Origin of the sequence: Nocardia alni (assembly GCF_019038435.1) — a bacterium.
Lineage (GTDB): Bacteria > Actinomycetota > Actinomycetes > Mycobacteriales > Mycobacteriaceae > Nocardia > Nocardia alni.
Genome location: NZ_JAGPOX010000006.1, coordinates 1 through 20944, shown reverse-complemented (window position 1 = coordinate 20944; position 20944 = coordinate 1). Strand labels below are relative to the sequence as shown.

Below are 20944 nucleotides of genomic sequence, written 5' to 3'. Positions count from 1 at the left end.
GCTTTCTGATCGACGGAACCCGGTGACTCGACATCGAGCTATTCGTATAGCAAAATTCGATGTCTCGGCGCGAGAGCGGTGGCGTGGTCACGACACTGCTTCTGTTCTAGATCGAAGCGCCGCCGTCGACCGGCAGCACGACACCGGTGATGTACCCGGCCTCTTCGGAAGCCAAGAACGCGACGGCTGCGGCCATTTCCGAGGGGTCCGCGAATCGAGCGATCGGGCCGGTTACTTCCGGGATCTTCTCGTCCGGAATGGAAGCCGTCATTCGGGTGGCGGCGTTGGGGGAAATCGCATTGACGGTGACACCGAACAGTGCGAGTTCCTTGGCGGTGGTTTTGGTGAAGCCGATGATGCCGGCCTTGGCGGCTGCGTAGTTCGCCTGACCTCGATTACCATGAAGACCGGTGTAGGAGGTCACGTTGACGATGCGTCCGTAGTTCTGAGTCCGGAAATGAGGCACAACGGCGCGGGTGAAGCGGAAGGTGCCGCCGGCGTGTACATCGAGCACCTGCGACCAGTCGTCGTCGGTAAGCTTCCACACGACGCGGTCGCGCAGGATCCCCGCGTTGTTGACCACGATATCGATTCGGCCGGTGCGCTCGACCGTCTCGCTCACCACTCTCTCGACATCCTCGGTGTTGCTGACATCGGCCTGAGCAGCAACAGCATCGATAGTGTCGGCCGAGCGTGCCAGCTCGTCACCGTCGAAATCCACCATGACTACTTCGGCTCCGGAAGTCTTGAAATGCCGGGCCAGTTCGAGACCGATCCCTCTGGCGGCGCCGGTGACGAGAACTGTTCGTCCGGTGAAGTCGAAGTTGATGTTGCCCATTGATCGTCCTGTTCGTAAGTACTTCGTGCCGGGTAACGGTCGGTTCGGTGGCGGTCAGTGCTGCTCGACGACGGAGGCGCGTTGCAACACGGTCTCGAAGATTCGGGCCGTGGCTGCGTCGACCATGACGCCGTCGATGGCGACGGCGCCGTCACCGGCGGCTTCGGCCTCGCGCATCGCGGTGACGACCTTGCGTGCCTGTGCTACCTCTTCCTCGGAGGGCGAGTAGACGTCGTTGGCCAACGTCACCTGGTTCGGATGGATTGCCCACTTGCCGACCGCGCCGAGTTCAGCGGCCCAATTCGCCTGCTGGAGGTAGGCGTCGTTGTCCTTGAAGTCACCGAACGGACCATCGATTGCGTCGAGGCCATTGCTGCGGGCAGCGACGATCAACTTCGTTCGAGCCGAGTGCCAGATGTCACCCGGGTAGCCGGAACTGGTGCCGATGTGTGCAGATCTCATTCCATGACTGGCTGCGAGGTCACCAACGCCCAGGATCAGCGCCTCCAACCGCGGACTGCTCGCGGCGATCGCGTCGACGGCCGCCAGAGCTTCCACTTCTTCGATCAATACCTCCAAGCCGATACCGCCGATCTTCAGGCCGTGCTTGTGTTCGAGCTGCGTCAGCAGAGTGTCGATGAACCAGACATCGCGCGCGGCTTTGACCTTGGGAATGATCAACACATCCACATGGGCGCCGGCGTTGGCAACCACTTCGGTGATGTCGTCGAGGCACCAGGTCGTCTGGACGCCGTTGATGCGCACCGCGCGGGTCTTCCGCCCCCAATCGAGTTCGCGCAGGGCCGTGACGGCCTGCTTGCGTGCCACGTCTTTGGCAGTGGGCGCGACCGCATCCTCGAGATCGAGAAAGACGAGATCAGCGTCGCCGGCAGCAGCTTTGGCCATCATCTTTTCGCTGGTGGCGGGGGTGGAAAGTTCTGATCGGCGTGGCCGCACCGGCCTCGGACTCGTCATCGGTACTCCTTCGAGATGAATGTGTGAAATGAAATGCTGGTCGGCCTCATGGGCGCCAGTGACTGCGTCGCTTGATCAACACCCGACGCGTGCACTCGAACACGACACGCATGTCGGCGGTCGCTCCCCAGTGTTGGAATTGCACGACGCCGGCATCGTCGCGGTCCGCTGGTTCGACGGACAGCACCTGGGTGTAGGCATAAATCGTGTCTCCGTGAAAGACACCGGCTTTGAAGCGAATACCGTCCAGGCCGAGCTCGGCGAGTGCATTCTCGGCAGTGTCCTGACTGGTGAGCCCCAGAGTGAGCGATCCGGTGATGAGCCCGAACACCAAACGACTGTTTCCCCATGGCGAGTCCCGCATCGCGGCCTCGTTCCAATGTTCCTGCGCGGTGTTCATGACCATCTTGGTGATCATTTGATTCTCGACCTCGTCGATCGTCGCACCGCGTGCATGCTTCCACCGCTGGCCGACCTCGAACGATTCGAACCATGCCGAGTCCTCGGTGACCCAGTCCGGTGGAGTTGAGTGTGATTGTGTCCGAGTCATTTTCGGTGGCTCCCTTCGATCGGTCCGTGCATCCGCAATACGACGACGGTGCCGTCGTGGCCGATCATCGCAACTCCTTGGTGGCCAGCAAGTTCTTTCGTACAAAGTGCAGCACCACACGATCGTGCTGGTCGTACGCAGTGGTCTTCCATGTCACGATGCCGTATCCGGGCCTGCTGGCGGAGGGCCGCGAATCCAGGACGATCGACTCGGTGCGCACGGTGTCACCGGGGTAGATCTGCTGCTCGAACACGCACGTTTCGATACCTAGAAAGGGACCACCGGATTCGCTGAGATCCTCGACCGTCAACCCTACGACCGTGCACAGCACCAGGAACGGGTTCAACGGTGCATCCTTGTGCCCGTGGGCGCGAGCGTACTCGGCGTTCAGGTACATCGGTGACCAGTGAGCGAGTGCGGTACTGAACAACACGTTGTCCGCGGTGGTGATCGTGCGGCCCCAGTGATGGGTGAAAACCTGGCCCGTTTCGAACTTCTCGAAGTAGGCGCCGCGTTGACGGACGGGGAACTCGGCGAGATCGGGGGTGGTGGCGGTGCGGGTCATGGACTTCTCCTGACAGTGGGGCTGCATGCCCACGATACAAGGTTGGTAGTTGACTACCAACTATCCGCTGGGCCGACGCACCAGTCGCTTCCGGGGCGGCGGCCTTCGCCGCGGTCTTGGCGCTGACCAGCGGGGACCTTGCCGGCGAGGCTCTAGCGCTGGGACTGTGCGTTTGCCGGCGAATTCAGAAGGTATAGCGGATGATCGATTCGGCGATGCAGGCTGGTTTCGGAGACTCGTCTGGGTAGACGGCCACTTCCACGATCGCGTCGACTGCACCTGGACGATCGACCACGTCGAGAATCCGGCCCTCGGCATGCAGATAGGAGTTCGACGGAACCGCGGTGGGAAAGCGGACGCGATTGAGTCCGTAGTTGATCGAGCTCGTCGCGCCCTGTACCTCGATCAAGTCCGTCAGAAAAGGCGCGAGCAAGGACAGCGTGAGAAATCCGTGGGCGATCGTGGTGCCGAAGGGCCCGTTCGCTGCTCTGTCCGTGTCGATGTGAATCCACTGGTGGTCTTCGGTGACCGCGGCGAACTTGTCGATACGTGCCTGTGATACCTCGATTTTCCTCGAGATTCCCAGGTCGGCGCCCTTCGCCTGCCGGAGATGATCAATGGAGGAGAAGGTGGACACGGCGAAGACTCCGATCTGCTGAGGCTGACCGCCCCCTTCTTTTGTGGAGGCTCGATGCGTCGCCGATCGATTCGAACGCCCTCGGCGATCCAGCGCTTGCCAGCCATGAACTCGGGTGCGGAATTGACCGTCTCGACGGCGCGCACGGTGTCGTCGTCGGCGAGATGAAACACCGCGAAGCGATCGTCGGCGGGATTGCCGCGCACCACCGCGGCCGTCGCATCCACCAACAGACCAGCGATCTTGATCTTGGCATCGAACTGGTCCGACCAAAACCACGGCACTTCCGGTTTCGGAGCGTCCAGCCCCAGGATGGCGGCCACGGCCCGGCCGGCCTGCTCCGTCGCGCTCGGAATGCTCTCCAGCCGGAACCGGCCAGGGTAGGGAGGTACCGGCCGACTCGTGACATCGCCGATCGCATACACCGCCGGCGCGGACGTACGGGCGTCGGCGTCGACTACCACCCCCGTGCTGTCACAGTGGATGCCGGCCGCACGGGCCAACCCGTCACAGGGGAGAACTCCGACCCCCACAAGCGCACCGTCGCAGTCGATTACCGTACCGTCGGCCAGACACAGAGCACTTACCTCCCCGTCCTCTCCGGGCAGGAACTCCAGTAGGTCTGCGCTGGTCAACAGCCGGGTGCCGCGGTCGCGGTGGTAGCCCGACAACCACGTCGACAGGTCCAGGCTTGCTACTCGACCCAACGCACGGTCGGCGCGTTCGACGACGGTGATGTCCACTCCGTGCTCGATGCCCGCGGCGGCCACCTCGAGACCGACGTAGCCGGCGCCGACGATAGCGACTTTGGTACCCGGGCCGGCGCCGAGCAAATCGCGCAGCGCCAGGGAGTCTTCATAGTTGTGCAGGCTGGTCACTCCGCGGAGGGAGGAACCGGCAATGGTCAGAGTTCGTGGACGTGCCCCGGTGGCCAGGATCAGCGACGAGTATTCGAGGGTCGTTCCCCTGTCGAGCCGCACCACCTTGCGGTCAGGATCGATCATCGAAACCTGCTGTCCGCGAATGAGGTTGATCCTCTCGCTGCGGTAGAACTCGGACGGTCTCAGTGGATCCAGTGCGCCGTCAGGGCCGGACAGATAGGACTTCGACAACGGGGGCCGGTGGTAGGGCAAGTGTTCGCCGTCCCCGACGATGGTTACCGGGTCGTCGAATCCGCGTTGGCGAAGCAGTGCCGCGGCGGTGATGCCGGCGTGGCCGGCGCCGATGATGACGGCGCCGACCACGGAGGTTTCCGTGCTCATCGGTCAGACCTTGGTGATGCTGACCGGAAGGGACTTCAGGCCGGAAAGGAAGTTGGCTGCCACATACTTGGGTTCTCCGACCACCTCGACCTTGCGGATGCGAGGAAGCAGTTCCTCGAACAGGATCCGCATCTCCAGCTTCGCCACGTGCTGACCGATGCACATGTGTGGACCGTGACCGAAGGCGATGTGCTTGTTCGGGCGCCGAGTGATGTCGAACTGATCCGGGTTGTCGAAGACTTCCTCGTCCCGGTTCGCGGAAGGATACAGCAACATGACGTGGTCGCCGCGGTGGAGCCGGCGGCCACGGAACTCGTGGTCCTGGGTGACGACACGCTGGAAGTGCTTGACCGGAGAGATGTACCGGACAGCTTCCTCCACCAGCGAGGGAATCAGCGACAGATCACCACGGACCTTCTCGAGTTGATCGGGGTTGTCGGCGAATGCCTTGATCGCACCGGACACGGTCGACGAGGTCGTGTCGTGACCGGCCGTGGCGATCGCCACGTAGTAGCCGTTGATGAACGAGGGCGACAGGTACTCCCCGTCGACCTTCGCGTTGGCGATGATCGACGCGAGATCATCGGTGGGGTTCTTTCGGCGTTCGGCAGCCAGATCGTTGAAGTACGTGGAGAAGTCGTCGATGGCGGCCTTCCACATACGGGCCATCGCATCCGGTTCCGGAACCATTTCTGCCCGCTGGGTCTCCGGGTCGGCAGGTCCGAACATTTCCTGCGTCAGGGTCAGCATTCGGGGCTCGTCCTCCGGCGGCACCCCAAACAGGCTCATGATGACCCGCAGCGGGTAGTAGACGGCGAAGTCCTTCACGAAATCACACTCGCCGTCGAACGAGAGCAACCGGTCGACCGCATCCTTGGCCAACGTGCGGATCTCGTCTTCACGCTTGCGCACACTCGCGGGCATGAACCAGGCACTCGTCACATTCTTGATCTTGGTGTGCTCGGGTGCATCCATGTACGCCAGCGTGTCCAGGGTGCGGCTCCCACCGCTGTTGACCATTTTCAGGAAGCCCGCACTGGCACTGTCGTTGATGTTCGGCTCGTCGATGCCACTGGCGAATACTGCGGGATTCTTCTCGATCTCCAGGATATCGGCATGTTTGGTGGCAAGCCAGATCGGGTCGTACCCCTCGACGTGCGCGACCCCGAACGGGTTGTTTGCACGAAGCCAAGCAAACGCCGGATACGTGACGGCCTGCTCGTCGGTGTAGGACTCCGGCAGGATAGCGGCCTTCGCGATGTTCTCGGGAACGCGGTAGTCCCGTTCGGTCACGTGGACAGTCATGGCCCTTTTACCTCCTCCGGTCGAAGTGAACAACCGGATTGTTGTGATGAATGAACTGAACATGAAGGGGTGTAATGAAATTCGAACGAGGGCGAGCTACACGGCGACAGATTCGGCGGCCGCGGCGGCGGCCTTTCCGAGGATTAGGTCCGACCCGCGCTCACCGATCATGATCGTCGGGGCGTTCGTGTTCCCAGACACAATCCTCGGCATGATCGATGCGTCTACGACGCGCAAGCCCTCAACTCCGTAGACCTTCAGATCCGGGTCTACGACACCCTCTCCCGGGACACCGATCCGGCAGGTGCTGGTGGGGTGGTACATGTGCTGGGTGTCGGCACGGATCCATGCGGCGAGTTCGGCCCGGCCGACGCCCCGGCCAGGATTGACTCGCTCGCCGAACGCCGCGGACAACTCTTGCCGGCCCGCAATCTCCTCGGCCAGGCCGATGGCGCGAATAACCGCGTCTACCTCGGACTGTTGCGAGAGCAGATTGCTGACGATGCGAGGTGGGGCTGCCGGATCGGACGAGTGCAACCGCACCGAACCCGACGAGGAAGGGCCGTTATAGGACAGTCCGATTGTGAGACCGCCGGTCGCCGGTCGCCGAAAACCGTGATCCCAGAAGAAGCCGGGGACGAACACCATCTGGAAGTCGGCGGCGGGCAGTGAGGAGTCGGATCGCCACAGTACCGCAGCTTCGGCAGCGTTCGAGCTCAGCTTGCCGGTACCGTCCGCGAGCCATTGATCCATCAGGGCGGGCTGGGCGAGGTCGCTGAAGGTGTCGGTGCTGTCGGTGTCCCAGTGCAGCAGTGTCAGCGGATGATCCTGCAGGTTCTGGCCGACGTGCGGAGAGTCCACGACCGTATGGATCCCGATCTCCCGCAGGTGATCGGCCGGGCCGATCCCCGAGAGCATGAGAATCTTCGGAGAGTTGTAGGCGCCGGCGCTGAGGATGACTTCACGATCGGCGACCGCTGTATGCAGAAGACCGTTCTCGATGTACTCCACGCCGACCGCTCGGTGTCCGTCGATAACGATTCGTCGCACGAGAGCGCCGGTGACGACCTCGACATTGGGGCGCTCCATCGCGGGCCGCAGGAACGCATCCGCCGCCGAACAACGGCGACCGTGTTGTGCGGTGACCTGGAACAAACCTGCGCCGTCCTGCTGTGCACCGTTGAAGTCGTCGTTCCGGGCGATGCCGCTGGCAGTGGCGGCGTCGATGAACGACTCGGCATGAGAAGACATCCAGCGATCGCGCGTCACGTGCAGGCCGCCGTCCTGCCCGTGGTATTCATCGTGGATGTCGGCGTTGTTCTCGGACCGTTTGAAGTACGGCAGCACCTCGTCGTATGACCAACCGGTGGCGCCGAAGTCGCTGACCCATCGGTCATAGTCGCTGTGGGCGCCACGCATGTAAATAAGGGCGTTCATGGATGAGCAGCCCCCGAGCATCTTCCCGCGTGGCAGGAAAACGCGGCGCCCGTGCAGTCCAGGTTCGGGCTCGGAGTTGTAATTCCAGTCGTTAGGCCCCTGGAACATTCCGGCGAACAGGGCGGGAATCTTGACCAGGGGGTCGTCGTCGGAGGAACCGGCCTCGAGGACGAGGACGCGTGCTCCGTCGGCGCTGAGCCGTTCGGCGAGGACGGAGCCGGCCGAACCCGCTCCGACGATCAGATAGTCACACTGCTTCACGATAGGTCTCCATCGGACTCGGAGGGTCCCAGCGGTGAGGGGTCGTAAGCCGTTCCAGCGCAAGGGATCTCAACAGAAGAGGCGCCGGTTTCCCGTGCCATGATTAGTAATCTATGTCACAAGGGATGGGGCAGGTAGATGCAAGATCGCATCACGTGATTCCGTATCGGGATCACTGGTCATGGCGAGGCGGAGAGCCTGGTCCAGATGCTGACCAGTCAGGCGAGCAGGTTTGCGCCGGGGATCTCGGTGACCCGCTGTCGGGTCACGCGTATCGCAGTGGCGACGAAGTCGCAGACCTCATCGCGGTAATCGCCACGCGCGGTGGCCACCGCCGCAATCGATCGGGGCCCATCACGCAGAGGGACCGTGCTCAACGACGACGGGTCCAGTCCGAGGCGCCAGGCGCTGCCGACGAGTGGAGTGACAGTGCCGGGGCTGCATGCGACGGCGAGACCCAACTCGGAAAGAGTTCGGACAGATTGCTCTGTGGGTGGTCGCCCGTGGCGCTCGTTGACCAGAAGCCAGAAATCGGTCCACAGGACCGGAGCATCGGCCATGTCCAGCATCGGCTCGTCGACGATGTCAGCTATCTCGAGGCAGTCCTTATCGGCAAGCCTGTGGTCCTCCCGGCAGCACAGCATGATCGGCTCGTCGAACAGGGAGGTCAGTGCGACGTCCGGATTGGGGCATGGCGGACGCACCAAGGCGACGTCCACCACCCCATCGGAGATAGCGGTGAACTGATTGGGGAAGTTGAGTTCGCGCAGTGTCAATGCCACATCCGGTCGGTCGACCCGATATTGGCGGATGATCTCTTTGGTCAACTCCGCCGCTGCCACGGCCCCGGCGATGAGACCGATTATCAACTCGCGTCCGGGTTCACCCGCCTTGCGCACGATCTCGATGGTGCGGCCCACTCGCTCGAGTATTTCCTTGGCCTGAGCAAGGAGAACCTCGCCCGCCACGGTAAGCCCGATTCCTTGCGGGGACCGGATCATCAGCTCGGTACCGAGTTGGCGCTCGAGCCGGCGCAGCGACTTGGATACGGCGGGCTGGGCTATCAGCACTCGGCGGGCTCCGCCGTGGATGCTTCCCTCCTCGGCGACCGCGACGAACATCTCCAGTTGCTGAACATCCACCTCGAGCGACTCCTTTTGCTGCGAACCCGGGCGTGAGAGCTCGCGAGCCTGCTCCGTCAGTGTGATCACCGCCACTGTTGGTGGCAAGAAAGGTGTACGAAGACGAGACATTTGTCGCTTGGGAGACGCCCCGCCGGGGCGACTCGGACGGCCCCGGCTGCACCGTTGCTACGGGGCTTGATACACCGACTTGAGCAGCTGGAAGCCGGCCGGCCCTTCCGGGCCCAACTCCCGGCCCATGTCGAAGTTGGTCGTCACTGTATTGTCCTGGGGTGTGGTCACGATCAGCCCTGCTGCGGCGGGACGCTGACGGTCAGACCGTCGAGTTCGGCATTCATCGCAATTTGGCACGACAGACGCGAATTGGGCTGTACGCCTTCAAGAAACTCCAGGAGTTCGAGTTCCTCCGGGGCGGCGGGCTCGAGCTTGTCGAACCACTCACCCTCCACGTACACGTGGCACGTCGCGCACGAACAACCTCCGCCGCACTCCGCCACTATCCCGTTGACGTTGTTCATCGTTGCCACCGACATCACGGTGCTACCCGTGTCCGCGTGGATGCATGATTCTTCGCCATTGTTGAGAAACTTGATGTGGGGCATAGCTACTCCGTTGGGCTTCGGAAACGGTGGAACATTTGCGCCGACAGTGACCTTGCCCCGCCGTGCATTGCTTCTAGGTCGTAACGTAGGTCACAGGTGGGGGGTGCCGGTAGGCAGCAAATCGCCATCACGCGATGCCCAACGAGCATCCCTCACGTGGTGTCCAACAGTTCGTGTCCCCGCCGTTGCCGGAGAATCATCGCGAACTCGCCCGCCAGTCGGGCGGCGGTGGCGATCTCGTCGCAGCGCCGGGTGATCGCGCGCAGGCGCTCACGCTCCTGGCCGTCGAGGTCGTCGGGACGACGCCTTATCCAACCGGCACCTTTCTGGGGGTGATTACCGCGGGCGTGACGGGGACACCGGCCACGCGCCAGCGCTGAAGGTAGTGGCGAACGGTTTGGGCGCTGCCGGTGAATCCCTGGGCCGCGATCTCCTGGAACAGGACCGCGGCGTTCACGCAGCCCTCGCGCCACCTGGCCTGCAGATGGGGTACGAACGGGTCGATGAGACTCGCGCGGCGGATTCCGGAGTGCAGGAGATCATCGAGTTCGGTGCGGGCGTAGCGTCGCACGGTCTTGCGGTCGAGGTGCAGCTCCCGCGAGATCGCGCTGATCGTGCGGCCCTGGGCCAGCATCTGCAGGATCTGGGGATGCTGGCGGGTGATCCGCTGCGCCAGAGGACCATCCGAGAAATCATCCGGTGGATCGGCGGCCGGGTCCGGCAAGGCCTCGATCCGGTCCGGATCTTTCTCGTTCAGGCAGGATCGCCTGCGGCCCAGCACCCGCTCCACGGCGGTCATCAGGTTCGCCAGCAGAGTACTGGTAGGCCGCTGACGAGGTTTCCGTTGGGACGGTTCCTTTTCCAGCGACCCCCAGCCCGAACCCGGTGTGCGGCTTTCACCGCGACGGGCTCTCCGATGACTACGACGTGAGCTGCGGTATCGGCTTCCCGGTATGGATGCCGTTGTGGCAAGAGTGGCAGACCACCAGGGACTTGCGCCGCAGCTCGACCATCAATTCTGCCCATTGCCGATAGCTGATCACACGGTGGGCGCCAGCGGCTTAGCTGGCAGAACCTCTGGCTGCGCGACAGGCGAGGCCTTCTTTCTCCAGGCTCTCGCACCCCCTGTGGCCGCCGAACGTTGTTGTAGGCCCAGTTATTTGAGTATCAATCACATCGCGTTGAGTCACGTCTCCATCTGTGCAGGACGACACCGGTCCTCTGGGTTGCAGGGATGGCCTGTTCTCTGGCCACACGTCGTAATTCGGGTCCTTCTGGAACGCGGTGGCCCCGGGCGGCGAGGTAGCCAGAGCGCCCGCGGTATTCAGGCCGTCGATGTCGAGTTCCAGCGGTTCGGAGGAGTCATCGGATGTCATCGGATCTCCTGACGGCACGGTGCTGTGGCCAGGACGCCGCGGTGAGGGTGGCTGCGGGCTCCGCGGGAGCGAACCGACTGGACGTCTCGACCAGTTCTGCGGTGTGAACTAGGTCTCATTTCTGGTCCGGTAGATGGCAGCTGTGGCGCGATTCCCCTGGGCTTCCTAATCTGTCAATGACAGGCACGGTCGGGCGATAATCGTTCGGCCGGACGGTGGGCATGATGTCCCGCTCGAGTGTGGAATCCACCTGCAGTGATAGGTGATCCTGGCCTGCGTGCGCATAGTAGTGAGGTCGAATATTGCATGGCCGAAGAATTGACGTCCCCTAGGAGATCGGCGTCCGCTGGGCGTCCTCGAGTGATGGTCGTGGCCGTCGTCGCCTCGTTGGCGACATTTATCGCGTTTCTCGATGCCACGATTGTCAATATTGCGTTTCCAAGTATTCATGCAGGCTTTCCCGCGTGGTCGATGGATTCGTTGTCGTGGGTGATGAACGCCTACAATATTTTGTTCGCGGCCTTGTTGATGCCGGCGGGCAGATATGCGGATCGATTCGGCCGGAAGGCGATGTTCACGGCAGGGTTGATCGTCTTCGTCGTGGCATCGTTGCTGTGTGCCCTGGCACCGGGCGCGGGACTGCTGATCGTGCTGCGCGGCGTTCAGGCGGTGGGGGCCGCCATGATCGTCCCGTCCTCGCTGGCGTTGTTGCTGGCGGCATTCCCCGAGTCCCGCCGCGGTGTCGCGGTGTCGTTGTTCGCCGCGACCGGTGGCCTCGCTGCCGGGATCGGTCCCGCGCTCGGCGGTTTCCTGATCGAAGTCTGGGACTGGCGGGTGGTTTTCGCGGTCAATGTGCCGATCGGTCTGGTGGCCGCCATCGTGGCGTGGGTATGGCTGACCGAGGCGAAGGACGAGGCCGCGACCGCCTGGCCGGACATTGTCTCGATCGTGTGCTCCGTGGCCGGTTTCGGTCTGCTGGCGCTCGGGATCGTGAAAGGGCACGACTGGGGGTGGGCCGACTGGCATACCGTCGGATCGCTGTGCGCGGGAATCGTCCTGGTACTGATCGTCGCTCAGCGGTGTCGTACGCACCCCGCGCCGCTGATCGAGGCGACGATCCTCACGGACCGGACCGTAGCGGCGGCCAACGCGAGCACATTCGTGTTCGCTGTCGCCTTCTACGGGTATCTGCTGGCCAATGTGTTGTTCCTCACCTCGCTCTGGCACTATTCGACGGTTCGGGCAGGGTTGGCGCTCACCCCCGCACCGCTGTTGTCCACACTCGTCGCACGACCGGCGGGCATTCTCTACGACCGCTTCGGGGGCCGTTACATCGCCGCGGCGGGCGCGGTTCTGGTGGCTCTCGGGCTTACGTGGTACGTGCGGTTCGTGCATGTACAGCCCGGTTTCCTGACCGACTTCCTGCCGGGGGCGGCGCTCTCGGGACTCGGGGTGGGGATGCTGTTCGCGAGCCTTTCCGCCGCCGCTGTCCAAGGGGTGGCGGGTGCGCGATTCGCCACGGCCACGGCGTTCAGCAGCGGCCTGCGCCAGCTCGGCGCGGTCCTCGGCATCGCGGCCTGCGTGTCCTACCTCGGCGCCCATGGTGCGAACCGGCTCGGATCGTTCCAGGTCCTGTGGGAGGGGGCCGCGATCGTCACCGTGGTGGCCGGTGCCGTGGCACTGGCTCTGCGGCCACCGTCCCGGCCTCGGGAATCGGAGCCTTCCGAGACGACCGAATCCACCCGGATCGGGTGACGTATGAAGCAATAACCCTCGTGTTGCGGCATCTCGATGCCGGTGGCACAATTCTTCATATCAGAGCCGCTGTTCCCGCAGATATTTCCGGCTCGATGCCTGTCACGAAGCGGTGGGAACGATCCCACCGATTGTTCGGCGAGTATTCTTCTGGCGAACGACGACGCGGTCCCGGCCAGAATCTTCTGTGAACGCTAACGAAAGCGGCTTCGGTCCGGTGAAGACTGTGGATCGAGGCTCGCCGGTGTGAATTCTTTTCGTGTTGTCTTTTTGTTTGGAATGAAGCATGGATGCACCTGAGAGTATTTCCTCGGACCGGCTGGTCGACTATCTGAGAAAAGCGACCGCCGATCTCGTGCGAACCCGGGAAGAATTGGCCCGGGTGCGGCGGGAGAACCATGAGCCGATCGCGATCGTGGGCATCGGATGTCGATATCCGGGAGGGGTGTCGTCCGCCGAAGGTCTCTGGGATCTGGTGCGCTCGGGCACGGACGCGGTCGGTGAGTTTCCGCGCGACCGCGGCTGGGACATCGACAAGCTCTTCGATCCGGATCCGGACCATGCCGGGACGACCTACACGCGAGAGGGCGGCTTCCTCGCGGACGCGACCGGGTTCGACGCGGGCTTCTTCGGTATCGGGCCGCGAGAGGCCAGGAGCATGGATCCGCAGCAGCGCCTGTTCCTGGAGGTGTCCTGGGAAGCACTGGAGGATGCGGGAATCGCGCCGGGTGTGTTGCGGGGCAGTGCTACCGGTGTCTACGCGGGGGTGATGTACGAGGACTACGACCAGGTGGCCAGTGCGGCGGGGTCGGTGGCCGAGGGGCATCTGACGGCCAGCTCGGCGGGCAGCGTGGTCTCCGGCCGGGTGTGCTACACATTCGGATTCGAGGGGCCGGCGGTGACGGTGGACACCGCGTGCTCCTCGTCTCTGGTGGCCTTGCACATGGCGTCGCAGGCCCTGCGCCGCAAGGAGATATCGCTGGCCTTGGCCGGTGGGGTGACGGTGATGTCCACGCCGCGGCTCCTCATCGATTTCGCGCGGCAGCGTGGCCTGTCGCCCGACGGCCGATGCAAGGCCTTCTCGTCCGGTGCGAACGGTACGGGGTGGGCCGAGGGGGTCGGTGTGCTGGTGCTGGAGCGGTTGTCGGACGCGCACCGGCTGGGGCACGAGGTGCTGGCTGTGGTCCGTGGCAGCGCGATCAACCAGGACGGTGCGTCGAACGGTCTGACCGCGCCGAGTGGTCCGGCGCAGGAGCGGGTGATCCGGGCGGCATTGGCGGATGCGGGCCTGCGGCCCGAAGAGGTGGACGTGGTGGAGGCACACGGCACGGGCACCCCGCTGGGAGACCCGATCGAGGCCCAGGCGCTGCTGGCCACCTACGGGCAGAACCGGCCGGAACCCTTGTGGCTGGGGTCGTTCAAATCGAATATCGGGCATTCGCAGGCGGCCGCCGGTGTCGGGGGCGTGATCAAGATGGTGCAGGCCCTGCGGCACGAAACTCTGCCGCGGACGCTGCATATGGATGAACCCAGCTCGCATGTCGACTGGACGGCAGGGCAGGTGGCGTTGCTACGGGAGTCGCGGCCGTGGCCGGTCGGCGATCGGCCTCGCCGGGCCGGAATCTCATCGTTCGGGATCAGCGGGACCAACGCGCACGTCGTCGTGGAACAGGCGCCGCCCGCACCCGCATCCGAGCATCGTCCGGCCGGTGGGGTCGATATCGAGCCGTTGCCGATGGTGCTTTCCGCGAAGACCGCCCCGGCACTCGCGGAGCAGGCGAACCGGTTGCGCGGGTGGCTGATCGATCACCCCGAGGTGGACCTGTCCATGGCGGCAAGAGCTTTGGTCGAGGACCGAGCGCTCCTGGCATACCGCGCGGTGGTGTTCGGCGCCGGGCGGGACGAGATGTCGATCGGTCTGGCGGATCTGGCGGCGGAACGTTTGTCGCCGAATGTTGTCCGGGGTGAGCGTATTTCGGGCGATACGGCCTTCCTGTTCACCGGGCAGGGGGCGCAGCGCGTCGGGATGGGCGCAGAACTCCATGCGGTGTTTCCGGTATTCGCCACCACGCTGGACGAGATCTGCGCAACGCTGGATCCGTTCGTGCGCCCGGCGGACCGGGCATCGGATTCGGCGTGGTCCTTGCGTGAGTTGATGTTCGAGGGTCCCGCGGAGGTCCTGGATCGGACCGAATTCGCGCAGCCCGCGCTCTTCGCCTTCGAGGTGGCCCTGTATCGGTTGCTGGTTTCCTTCGGGATCGAGCCGGATGTGGTGATGGGCCATTCGATCGGTGAGTTCGCGGCGGCGTACGCGGCCGGGGTGTGGTCGTTGCCGCACGCCTGTGCACTGGTGGCGGCGCGGGGCAGATTGATGGGCGCGCTGCCCTCGGGCGGGGCGATGCTGGCGGCGGCCGTGTCGGAGCAGCAGGCGCGGCGGGCTATCGCGGAGGGGGCGGGGCAGGTGTGGCTGGCGGCTGTCAACGGGCCGGAGGCGGTGGTGTTCTCGGGTGCGGCGGATGCGATCGACGGCCTGGAGAAGTTGCTGGCCGATACCGGTGTGAAGACGAGCCGGCTCCGGGTCAGTCATGCTTTCCACTCGGCACTGATGGAGCCGATGATGACGCGGTTCCAGGCAGTGGCCGACCGGGTTTCCTACAGTCGGCCGACGATCCCGATGGTGTCCACGGTGTCGGGTGCGCTCGCCACCGATGAGCTGGTCGATCCGGGGTATTGGGTTCGTCAGGTGCGGGAGGCGGTCCGCTTCACCGCGGGGGTCGATACGGTGCGCGGGCTGGGGGTCCGCCGCTTCATCGAGATCGGACCGGACGCGGTGCTCGCCGCGATGACCGGGCAGTGTCTGGCGAAAGATGGTCGATCCCAGGAGGGTTCGCTGGTCGTCGCCGGTTCGCGGCGGTCGGAGCAGGAGATCGGGCAACTGCTGAACTGTGTGGCTCGCATCCATGTCTCCGGGGTGGCGGTGGATTGGGGAGCCTGCTTCGCCGATCGGCCCCGGGTTCGGGTGGCGCTGCCGACGTATCCGTTTCAGCACGAGCATTATTGGCTGGACCCGGCGCCTGTCCTGCGTGCGGGCTCGGCGGACCATCCGATCCTGACCGACGCGGTATCGGTGGCCGGTCGAGACGAATGGTTGTTCACCGGGCAGGTTTCGCTGCGAACCCATCCTTGGCTCGCGGACCACACGGTGTTCGGGTCGGTGCTGGTTCCCGGTACCGCCTTCGTGGAGATGGCTCTTTTCGCCGGGGAGCGACTGGGCGTGGGCTCGGTCCGGGAATTGGTGGTGGAAGCGCCGCTGGTGCTCGACGAGGCGGCCGTCGAGCTGCAAGTCGTGGCCGACCCCCCGGATGAGTCCGGTGAGTCCAGTGAGTCCGGAACTCGCCGGTTCGTGGTGTATTCCCGGATCGCCGAGCGCGATGACGCGCCGGAGTGGACCACGCATGTCGTGGGAACCCTGGCTCCGGACAGTGCGGTGGCGCCGGGGTGGGACGCGCGGGTGTGGCCACCGTCGGGGGCCACACCCGTGGGCTGTGACCAGCTGTACGAGCGGCTGGAGGGCATCGGTTTCGGTTACGGCCCGATGTTCCGGGGAGTCCGGGCGGTATGGGCTCGCGGCACGGAGATGTACGCGGAGTTGTCCCTGCCCGAGGAGGTGGACGGCCGGCGTTTCCACGTTCATCCGGCGCTGCTGGATTCGGTCTTTCACGCACCGCTGGGGCGACAGATCGACGCCGAGGACAGCGGACGGGTCCCCCTGCCGTTCTCCTACTCCGGGGTGCGCGCTCACCTCGGCGAGGTCACCGGGTTGCGGGTGCGCGTGGATCAGATCGACGCCACCACCCTGCGCGTCGATGCCGCGGATGTGCACGGGACACCTGTGATCACCATCGACCGTCTGCTGGCACGCCCCATCGATGCCGCGGCTGCCGCGGCCCTGCGCCGGGCACGCAGCGATTCCCATCCGCTCTACGCACTGCGGTGGACATCGGCCGCGGGCCGGGCATCGCGTCGCGTGGTGGCGGTCCTGGGTGATACGGCGATATCCGGTGCGCACGCCTACCCGGCCGTGCACGCGCTCCCGCAGGCTCCGGCCGTTCCGGATATCGTCGTGTGGCGATCCGGCGATATCACTACGGGCACTGGCGATTTCGCCGGCGATAGCGCTGTCGCCGCCAAGGCTCGGCGATACTTCGCCGACACAGTGGCCGTGCTGCGGGAATGGCTCGCCGACAAGCGCGCCGGGGAATCCATCCTCGTCGTCGCGACCGGACTCGCCGGATCGGCCGCCGATCCCGCCGCTGCGATCGTGTCCGGCCTGGTCGCCAGTGCCCAGGCGGAAAATCCCGGCCGGATCGTGCGGCTCGACCACGACGACGCGACGGAGCTGACCGCCGAGCTGGTGGACCGGGCCGTGTCGCTGGACGAGGGGTGGGTCGCGGCGCACGCCGGTGAGCTTCGGGTTCCGCGATTGCGCCGCACGACCGCCGCGGATACCGGCACGGTCGCATTGGGGAACGGAACGGTGCTGGTCACCGGTGGCACCGGTGGGATCGGGGCACTCATCGCCCGGCATCTGGTCGCGGCACACGATGTCCGGCGGCTGCTGCTGGTCTCTCGGCGCGGACTCGCGGCCGACGGCGCGGCCGATCTCGCGGCCGAACTGTCCGCCGCGGGAGCGCAGGTCGAGGTGGTTGCCTGCGATATCGCCGATCGAGAAGCGTTGGGCGCGGTGTTGCGTGCCGTTCCGGACGACTATCCGCTGACCGCCGTCATCCACAGCGCCGGCGTCCTCGATGACGGGACCCTGGCGACGTTGACCCCCGAACAAGTGGACAGGGTGCTGCGGCCGAAGGTCGACGCGGCCTGGAATCTGCACGAGCTCACCGGTGAGGCCGACCTTTCCGCCTTCGTCCTGTTCTCCTCGATCGCCTACACACTGGGCAGTCCCGGACAGGGCAATTACTCGGCGGCCAATGCCTTCCTCGATGCGCTGGCCCACCATCGCCGGGCCGCCGGATTACCCGCACGATCGATGGCCTGGGGCCTGTGGGCACTGGGAATGGCCGATACGGACAGTGCGGTGGACGCCGGACGCCGCGCCCGGTTCGGCTTGGCGCCCATCATCCCGGAGGTCGGGGTGCGACTGTTCGACAGGGCCCTGCTGACCGATGAGCCCGTGGTCCTGCCGGTGTCCTTCGATTTCGCGACGATGCGTGCCGAGATTCCGGCGATATTGCGTGATATCGCACCGGCGTCGAGAAAGGCACGCTCGAAAGACGACCGGGGCGGGCTGAGACGACGTCTGGCCGCCCTCCCGGAATCCGAACGGGCCGCGGCCGCGCTGCACGAGGTCCGGTCGTTGGCCGCGGCGATACTCGGCCACAGCTCGCCGGACGCGGTTCCGGCGGACGCGCTGTTCACCGAGATCGGATTCGATTCCCTGGGCGGGGTGGAGTTCCGCAATCAGCTCGGCGCGACCACCGGCCTTTCCCTGCCCTCGACGCTGGTCTTCGATCACCCCACCGCGGCCGACATCGCGGAGATGGTGCGAATTCGCCTGGGGGAGACGGATACCGACGGCACCGACGACACCGCCGCGCAACCCGCCGCGGCCGGACCCGGGGAGCTGTCCGGTGGATGGCTCACCGATCTGGTCCTGACCGCGCATCGGCGTGGTGATCTGGTCTCCGCGATGCCGCTGTTGCATGTGAGTGCCTCGGTGAGTCACGCGCTGGCGGGGCCCGGTGCGCAGCGGACCGCTGCCCCGCCCCTGGTGTTGACCAGGGCGCACGACGGTCCGCGAGTGGTCTGCGTGCCCTCGTATCTGGTCGGTAACGGGCCACAGCAGTTCGCTCGGCTCGCGCGTGAGCTGGGGAGCGGGTTCGCCGTGTCCGCGCTCTGGTTGCCGGGTATGCGGGCGGGGGAGAACCTACCGGCCACCTGGGATGCGCTCCTGGACGAACTCGCCGACACGACTCTGGCGAGCATCGGCCCCGAGCCGTTCGCACTGGTCGGTTATTCGAGCGGTGGAGCGATAGCGCACGCACTGGCCGGGCGGCTGGAAGAACGGGGGCGCGGCCCGGCTGGTGTGGCCATGCTCGACACCTATGCCCCCGATGATCCCGATCTCCGCAGTGAGCTGCTGACTCGGGCGCTCGATGTGATCCTCGAGCACGCGGGCCCGTTGCTGCCCGTGGACGACTACGGGCTCGTCGCGATGACCAGGTATGCGCTGATCAACCAGGACCGTGGTGTTCGCCCGATCACCGCGACCACGCTGAATCTCCGCGCCACCACCGCGATTCCGGGGCTGGATGTGGCCGAGCCCATTCCCCTCTGGCAGCACGGCGGCGGCGTCGTCGAGGTCCGGGCCGATCATTCCTCCCTCATCGACGAGGCCGCCCCCGAGGTCGCGTCCCAGCTTCGCCAGTGGCTGCTGCCTCTACTGCGACAGACCGAGAATCAGAGGTAACACGCCCATGATCGAACCCGACGCGATCGCCGTTGTAGGCATGTCCTGCCGTTTGCCGGGAGCCGCTGATATACAGGGATTTTGGAGTCTGTTGCGCGAGGGCCGGGATGCGGTGGGGGCGGCCCCGGCCGATCGCCCGGGGATCGAGGAGATGGCCGGTTTCCTGGAGTCGGCCTCCGAATTCGACGCCGATTTCTTCGGGGTGCCACCGAACGAGGCCCGGGCGATCGATCCGCAGCAACTCCTGGGTTTGGAGCTGAGCTGGGAGGCGTTGGAGGACGCGGGATTTCTGCGCCGCCACCACACCAGAACCGGGGTCTTCCTGGGTGCGATGGGAACCGATTTCGCGGAGATCGCCGCGTCCGGGGGGAGGGAGAACATCGGGCGGCACTCGCTGGCCGCGGTGAGTCGTGGCGTCGCGGCCAACCGGATCGCCAACTACTACGACTTCACCGGGCCCAGTTTCGTCATCGACAGCGGTCAGTCCTCGTCGTTGGTCGCAGTGCACGTGGCGTGCGAGTCGTTGCGCAGCGGCGAGTGCGAGACGGCCCTGGCGGGCGGGTTGAGTCTGATTCTCTCGCCGTTGAGTGGTGAGCGGTACGAGCGGTTCGGGGCGCATTCACCCTCGGGGAAATGCTTCACCTTCGATGAGCGCGCCGACGGGACGGTTCGCGGTGAGGGCGGCGGGTTCGTCGTGCTGAAACCGCTGTCCCGGGCGGTGTCCGACGGCGACCGGATCTACGCGGTGATCCGGGGCAGCGCGGTGGGAACCGGCAACGAGCGACAGGTCCTGAGCGCCCCCAGCCCAGCGGCGCAGGCCGAGGTGATTCGCGCTGCCCTCGCGGCGGCGGAAGTGGATGCGGCGTCGGTGAATTATGTGGAGTTGCACGGTACCGCGACGCCCGCCGGTGACCCGGTGGAAGCCGGTGCTCTCGGCGAAACCTATGGTGCGGGACGTTCACCCGATGCCGCTCTGGCCGTCGGTTCGGTGAAAACGAATATCGGTCACCTGGAGGGCGCCGCGGGGATCGCGGGTCTGATCAAGACCGCCCTGTGCCTGTGGCACGGCGAATTGGCGGCCAGCCTGAACTACCGCTCGCCCAACCCCCGGATTCCGCTCGACGACCTGGGACTGCGAGTGCACACCGCGATCGGGCCATGGCCGGCCGCGCGGGTGCGACGGGCCGGAGTGTCCTCGTTCGGGATGGGTGGCGCCAATGCGCATCTGATCATGGAGCAGGCTCCGACCACAGCGGCCACGGCCGCGCAGCCGCCGCGCACCGACGCGGCTCCGGTATCTGATTCCGGTACTTCCGAGGGCCTACGTGGTGACGCTGCGCTGCCGCCTCCGGCCCGCCGGTACGTAGCTGTGTCTGATGCCGGTACTTCCGAGGGCCTACGTGGTGACGCTGCGCTGCCGCCTCCGGCCCGCCGGTACGTACCGGTGACGTGGCTGCTGTCCGCGGGCAGCACGGAGGCGTTGCGAGATCAGGCCGGGCGATTGTCCGAGTGGCTGCCGGAGCATCCGGAGTCGGACGCGGCCGGCGTGGCTTCGTCGCTGGCCCACACGCGGACTGCGCTCGAATGGCGGGCCGCCGTGATCGGCGCGGATCTCGGCACGTTGTGGGCGGGGTTGGCAACGCTGAGCGACCCGCTGTCGCCGCTCGCGTCGCCGAATGATGGTGTGCCGCTGGTGGTGAGCGGCCGTGCCGCCGCCCGCCGGGTGGTCTTCGTCTTTCCCGGGGCCGGCAG

14 protein-coding genes and 1 pseudogene are annotated in these 20944 nt (G+C 65.4%); 3 read left to right on the top strand and 12 right to left on the bottom strand.

Features of this window, described 5'->3' with window-relative positions; genetic code table 11:
* Window positions 1-106: 106 nt before the first annotated feature.
* The 12 genes and pseudogenes from JZ791_RS04190 to JZ791_RS46770 form a co-directional block, all read right to left on the bottom strand.
* Window positions 107-838 carry an SDR family oxidoreductase gene (locus JZ791_RS04190; RefSeq protein ID WP_216892800.1) on the bottom strand — a complete coding sequence of 244 codons (732 nt, stop codon included), beginning with the start codon at window positions 836-838 and terminating at the stop codon, window positions 107-109.
* A gap of 54 nt (window positions 839-892) precedes the next feature.
* Window positions 893-1813, bottom strand: coding sequence for an HpcH/HpaI aldolase/citrate lyase family protein (locus tag JZ791_RS04185; RefSeq protein WP_216892799.1), 921 nt, complete (start codon window positions 1811-1813; stop codon window positions 893-895).
* Between the two features lie 46 nt (window positions 1814-1859).
* The gene (locus JZ791_RS04180) at window positions 1860-2363 is read right to left on the bottom strand and encodes a MaoC family dehydratase (RefSeq protein ID WP_216892798.1); all 504 of its coding nucleotides are present in this window, start codon (window positions 2361-2363) and stop codon (window positions 1860-1862) included.
* Window positions 2364-2427: 64 nt separating this feature from the next.
* Window positions 2428-2928: a MaoC family dehydratase gene (locus JZ791_RS04175; RefSeq protein WP_216892797.1), complete on the bottom strand. Its 501-nt coding sequence runs from the start codon at window positions 2926-2928 to the stop codon at window positions 2428-2430.
* A 184-nt stretch (window positions 2929-3112) separates the two neighbouring features.
* Window positions 3113-3565, bottom strand: coding sequence for a MaoC family dehydratase (locus JZ791_RS04170; protein WP_216892796.1), 453 nt, complete (start codon window positions 3563-3565; stop codon window positions 3113-3115).
* A 62-nt stretch (window positions 3566-3627) separates the two neighbouring features.
* Window positions 3628-4827, bottom strand: a pseudogene (locus tag JZ791_RS04165) (NAD(P)/FAD-dependent oxidoreductase); the annotation flags it as partial.
* Between the two features lie 3 nt (window positions 4828-4830).
* Complete coding sequence (locus JZ791_RS04160) at window positions 4831-6132, bottom strand: cytochrome P450 (protein ID WP_216892795.1); 1302 nt, start codon at window positions 6130-6132, stop codon at window positions 4831-4833.
* A 96-nt stretch (window positions 6133-6228) separates the two neighbouring features.
* The gene (locus tag JZ791_RS04155) at window positions 6229-7830 is read right to left on the bottom strand and encodes a GMC family oxidoreductase (RefSeq protein WP_216892794.1); all 1602 of its coding nucleotides are present in this window, start codon (window positions 7828-7830) and stop codon (window positions 6229-6231) included.
* A gap of 218 nt (window positions 7831-8048) precedes the next feature.
* Window positions 8049-8972 carry a LysR family transcriptional regulator gene (locus JZ791_RS04150; protein ID WP_216892793.1) on the bottom strand — a complete coding sequence of 308 codons (924 nt, stop codon included), beginning with the start codon at window positions 8970-8972 and terminating at the stop codon, window positions 8049-8051.
* Window positions 8973-9256: 284 nt separating this feature from the next.
* A complete protein-coding gene (locus tag JZ791_RS04145; RefSeq protein WP_216892792.1) occupies window positions 9257-9574 on the bottom strand; it encodes a 2Fe-2S iron-sulfur cluster-binding protein in 318 nt (105 codons plus the stop codon).
* Window positions 9575-9881: 307 nt separating this feature from the next.
* On the bottom strand, window positions 9882-10373 hold the full coding sequence (locus tag JZ791_RS04140) for a helix-turn-helix domain-containing protein (protein ID WP_216892791.1): 492 nt from the start codon (window positions 10371-10373) through the stop codon (window positions 9882-9884).
* Between the two features lie 121 nt (window positions 10374-10494).
* Window positions 10495-10617, bottom strand: coding sequence for an HNH endonuclease (locus JZ791_RS46770; RefSeq protein WP_368858324.1), 123 nt, complete (start codon window positions 10615-10617; stop codon window positions 10495-10497).
* 639 nt (window positions 10618-11256) lie between these two features.
* Between JZ791_RS46770 and JZ791_RS04135 the strand changes: the two genes are divergently transcribed.
* The 3 genes from JZ791_RS04135 to JZ791_RS04125 all read left to right on the top strand — a co-directional run.
* On the top strand, window positions 11257-12705 hold the full coding sequence (locus JZ791_RS04135; protein WP_308162761.1) for an MFS transporter: 1449 nt from the start codon (window positions 11257-11259) through the stop codon (window positions 12703-12705).
* Window positions 12706-12991: 286 nt separating this feature from the next.
* Window positions 12992-19192, top strand: coding sequence for a type I polyketide synthase (locus tag JZ791_RS04130; RefSeq protein WP_216892789.1), 6201 nt, complete (start codon window positions 12992-12994; stop codon window positions 19190-19192).
* Window positions 19193-19199: 7 nt separating this feature from the next.
* Window positions 19200-20944, top strand: a 1745-nt coding sequence (locus JZ791_RS04125) for a beta-ketoacyl synthase N-terminal-like domain-containing protein (RefSeq protein WP_305802004.1), incomplete at its 3' end; no start/stop codon positions are given.

Excerpts from the sequence above, each read along its gene's own strand:
- JZ791_RS04175 (WP_216892797.1), bottom strand. The coding sequence starts at position 2,928 with ATGACCCGCACCGCCACCACCCCCGATCTCGCCGAGTTCCCCGTCCGT.
- JZ791_RS04135 (WP_308162761.1), top strand. The coding sequence starts at position 11,257 with ATGGCCGAAGAATTGACGTCCCCTAGGAGATCGGCGTCCGCTGGGCGT.
- JZ791_RS04160 (WP_216892795.1), bottom strand. The coding sequence starts at position 6,132 with ATGACTGTCCACGTGACCGAACGGGACTACCGCGTTCCCGAGAACATC.
- JZ791_RS04185 (WP_216892799.1), bottom strand. The coding sequence starts at position 1,813 with ATGACGAGTCCGAGGCCGGTGCGGCCACGCCGATCAGAACTTTCCACC.
- JZ791_RS04130 (WP_216892789.1), top strand. The coding sequence starts at position 12,992 with ATGGATGCACCTGAGAGTATTTCCTCGGACCGGCTGGTCGACTATCTG.
- JZ791_RS04145 (WP_216892792.1), bottom strand. The coding sequence starts at position 9,574 with ATGCCCCACATCAAGTTTCTCAACAATGGCGAAGAATCATGCATCCAC.
- JZ791_RS04140 (WP_216892791.1), bottom strand. The coding sequence starts at position 10,373 with ATGACCGCCGTGGAGCGGGTGCTGGGCCGCAGGCGATCCTGCCTGAAC.
- JZ791_RS04180 (WP_216892798.1), bottom strand. The coding sequence starts at position 2,363 with ATGACTCGGACACAATCACACTCAACTCCACCGGACTGGGTCACCGAG.
- JZ791_RS04190 (WP_216892800.1), bottom strand. The coding sequence starts at position 838 with ATGGGCAACATCAACTTCGACTTCACCGGACGAACAGTTCTCGTCACC.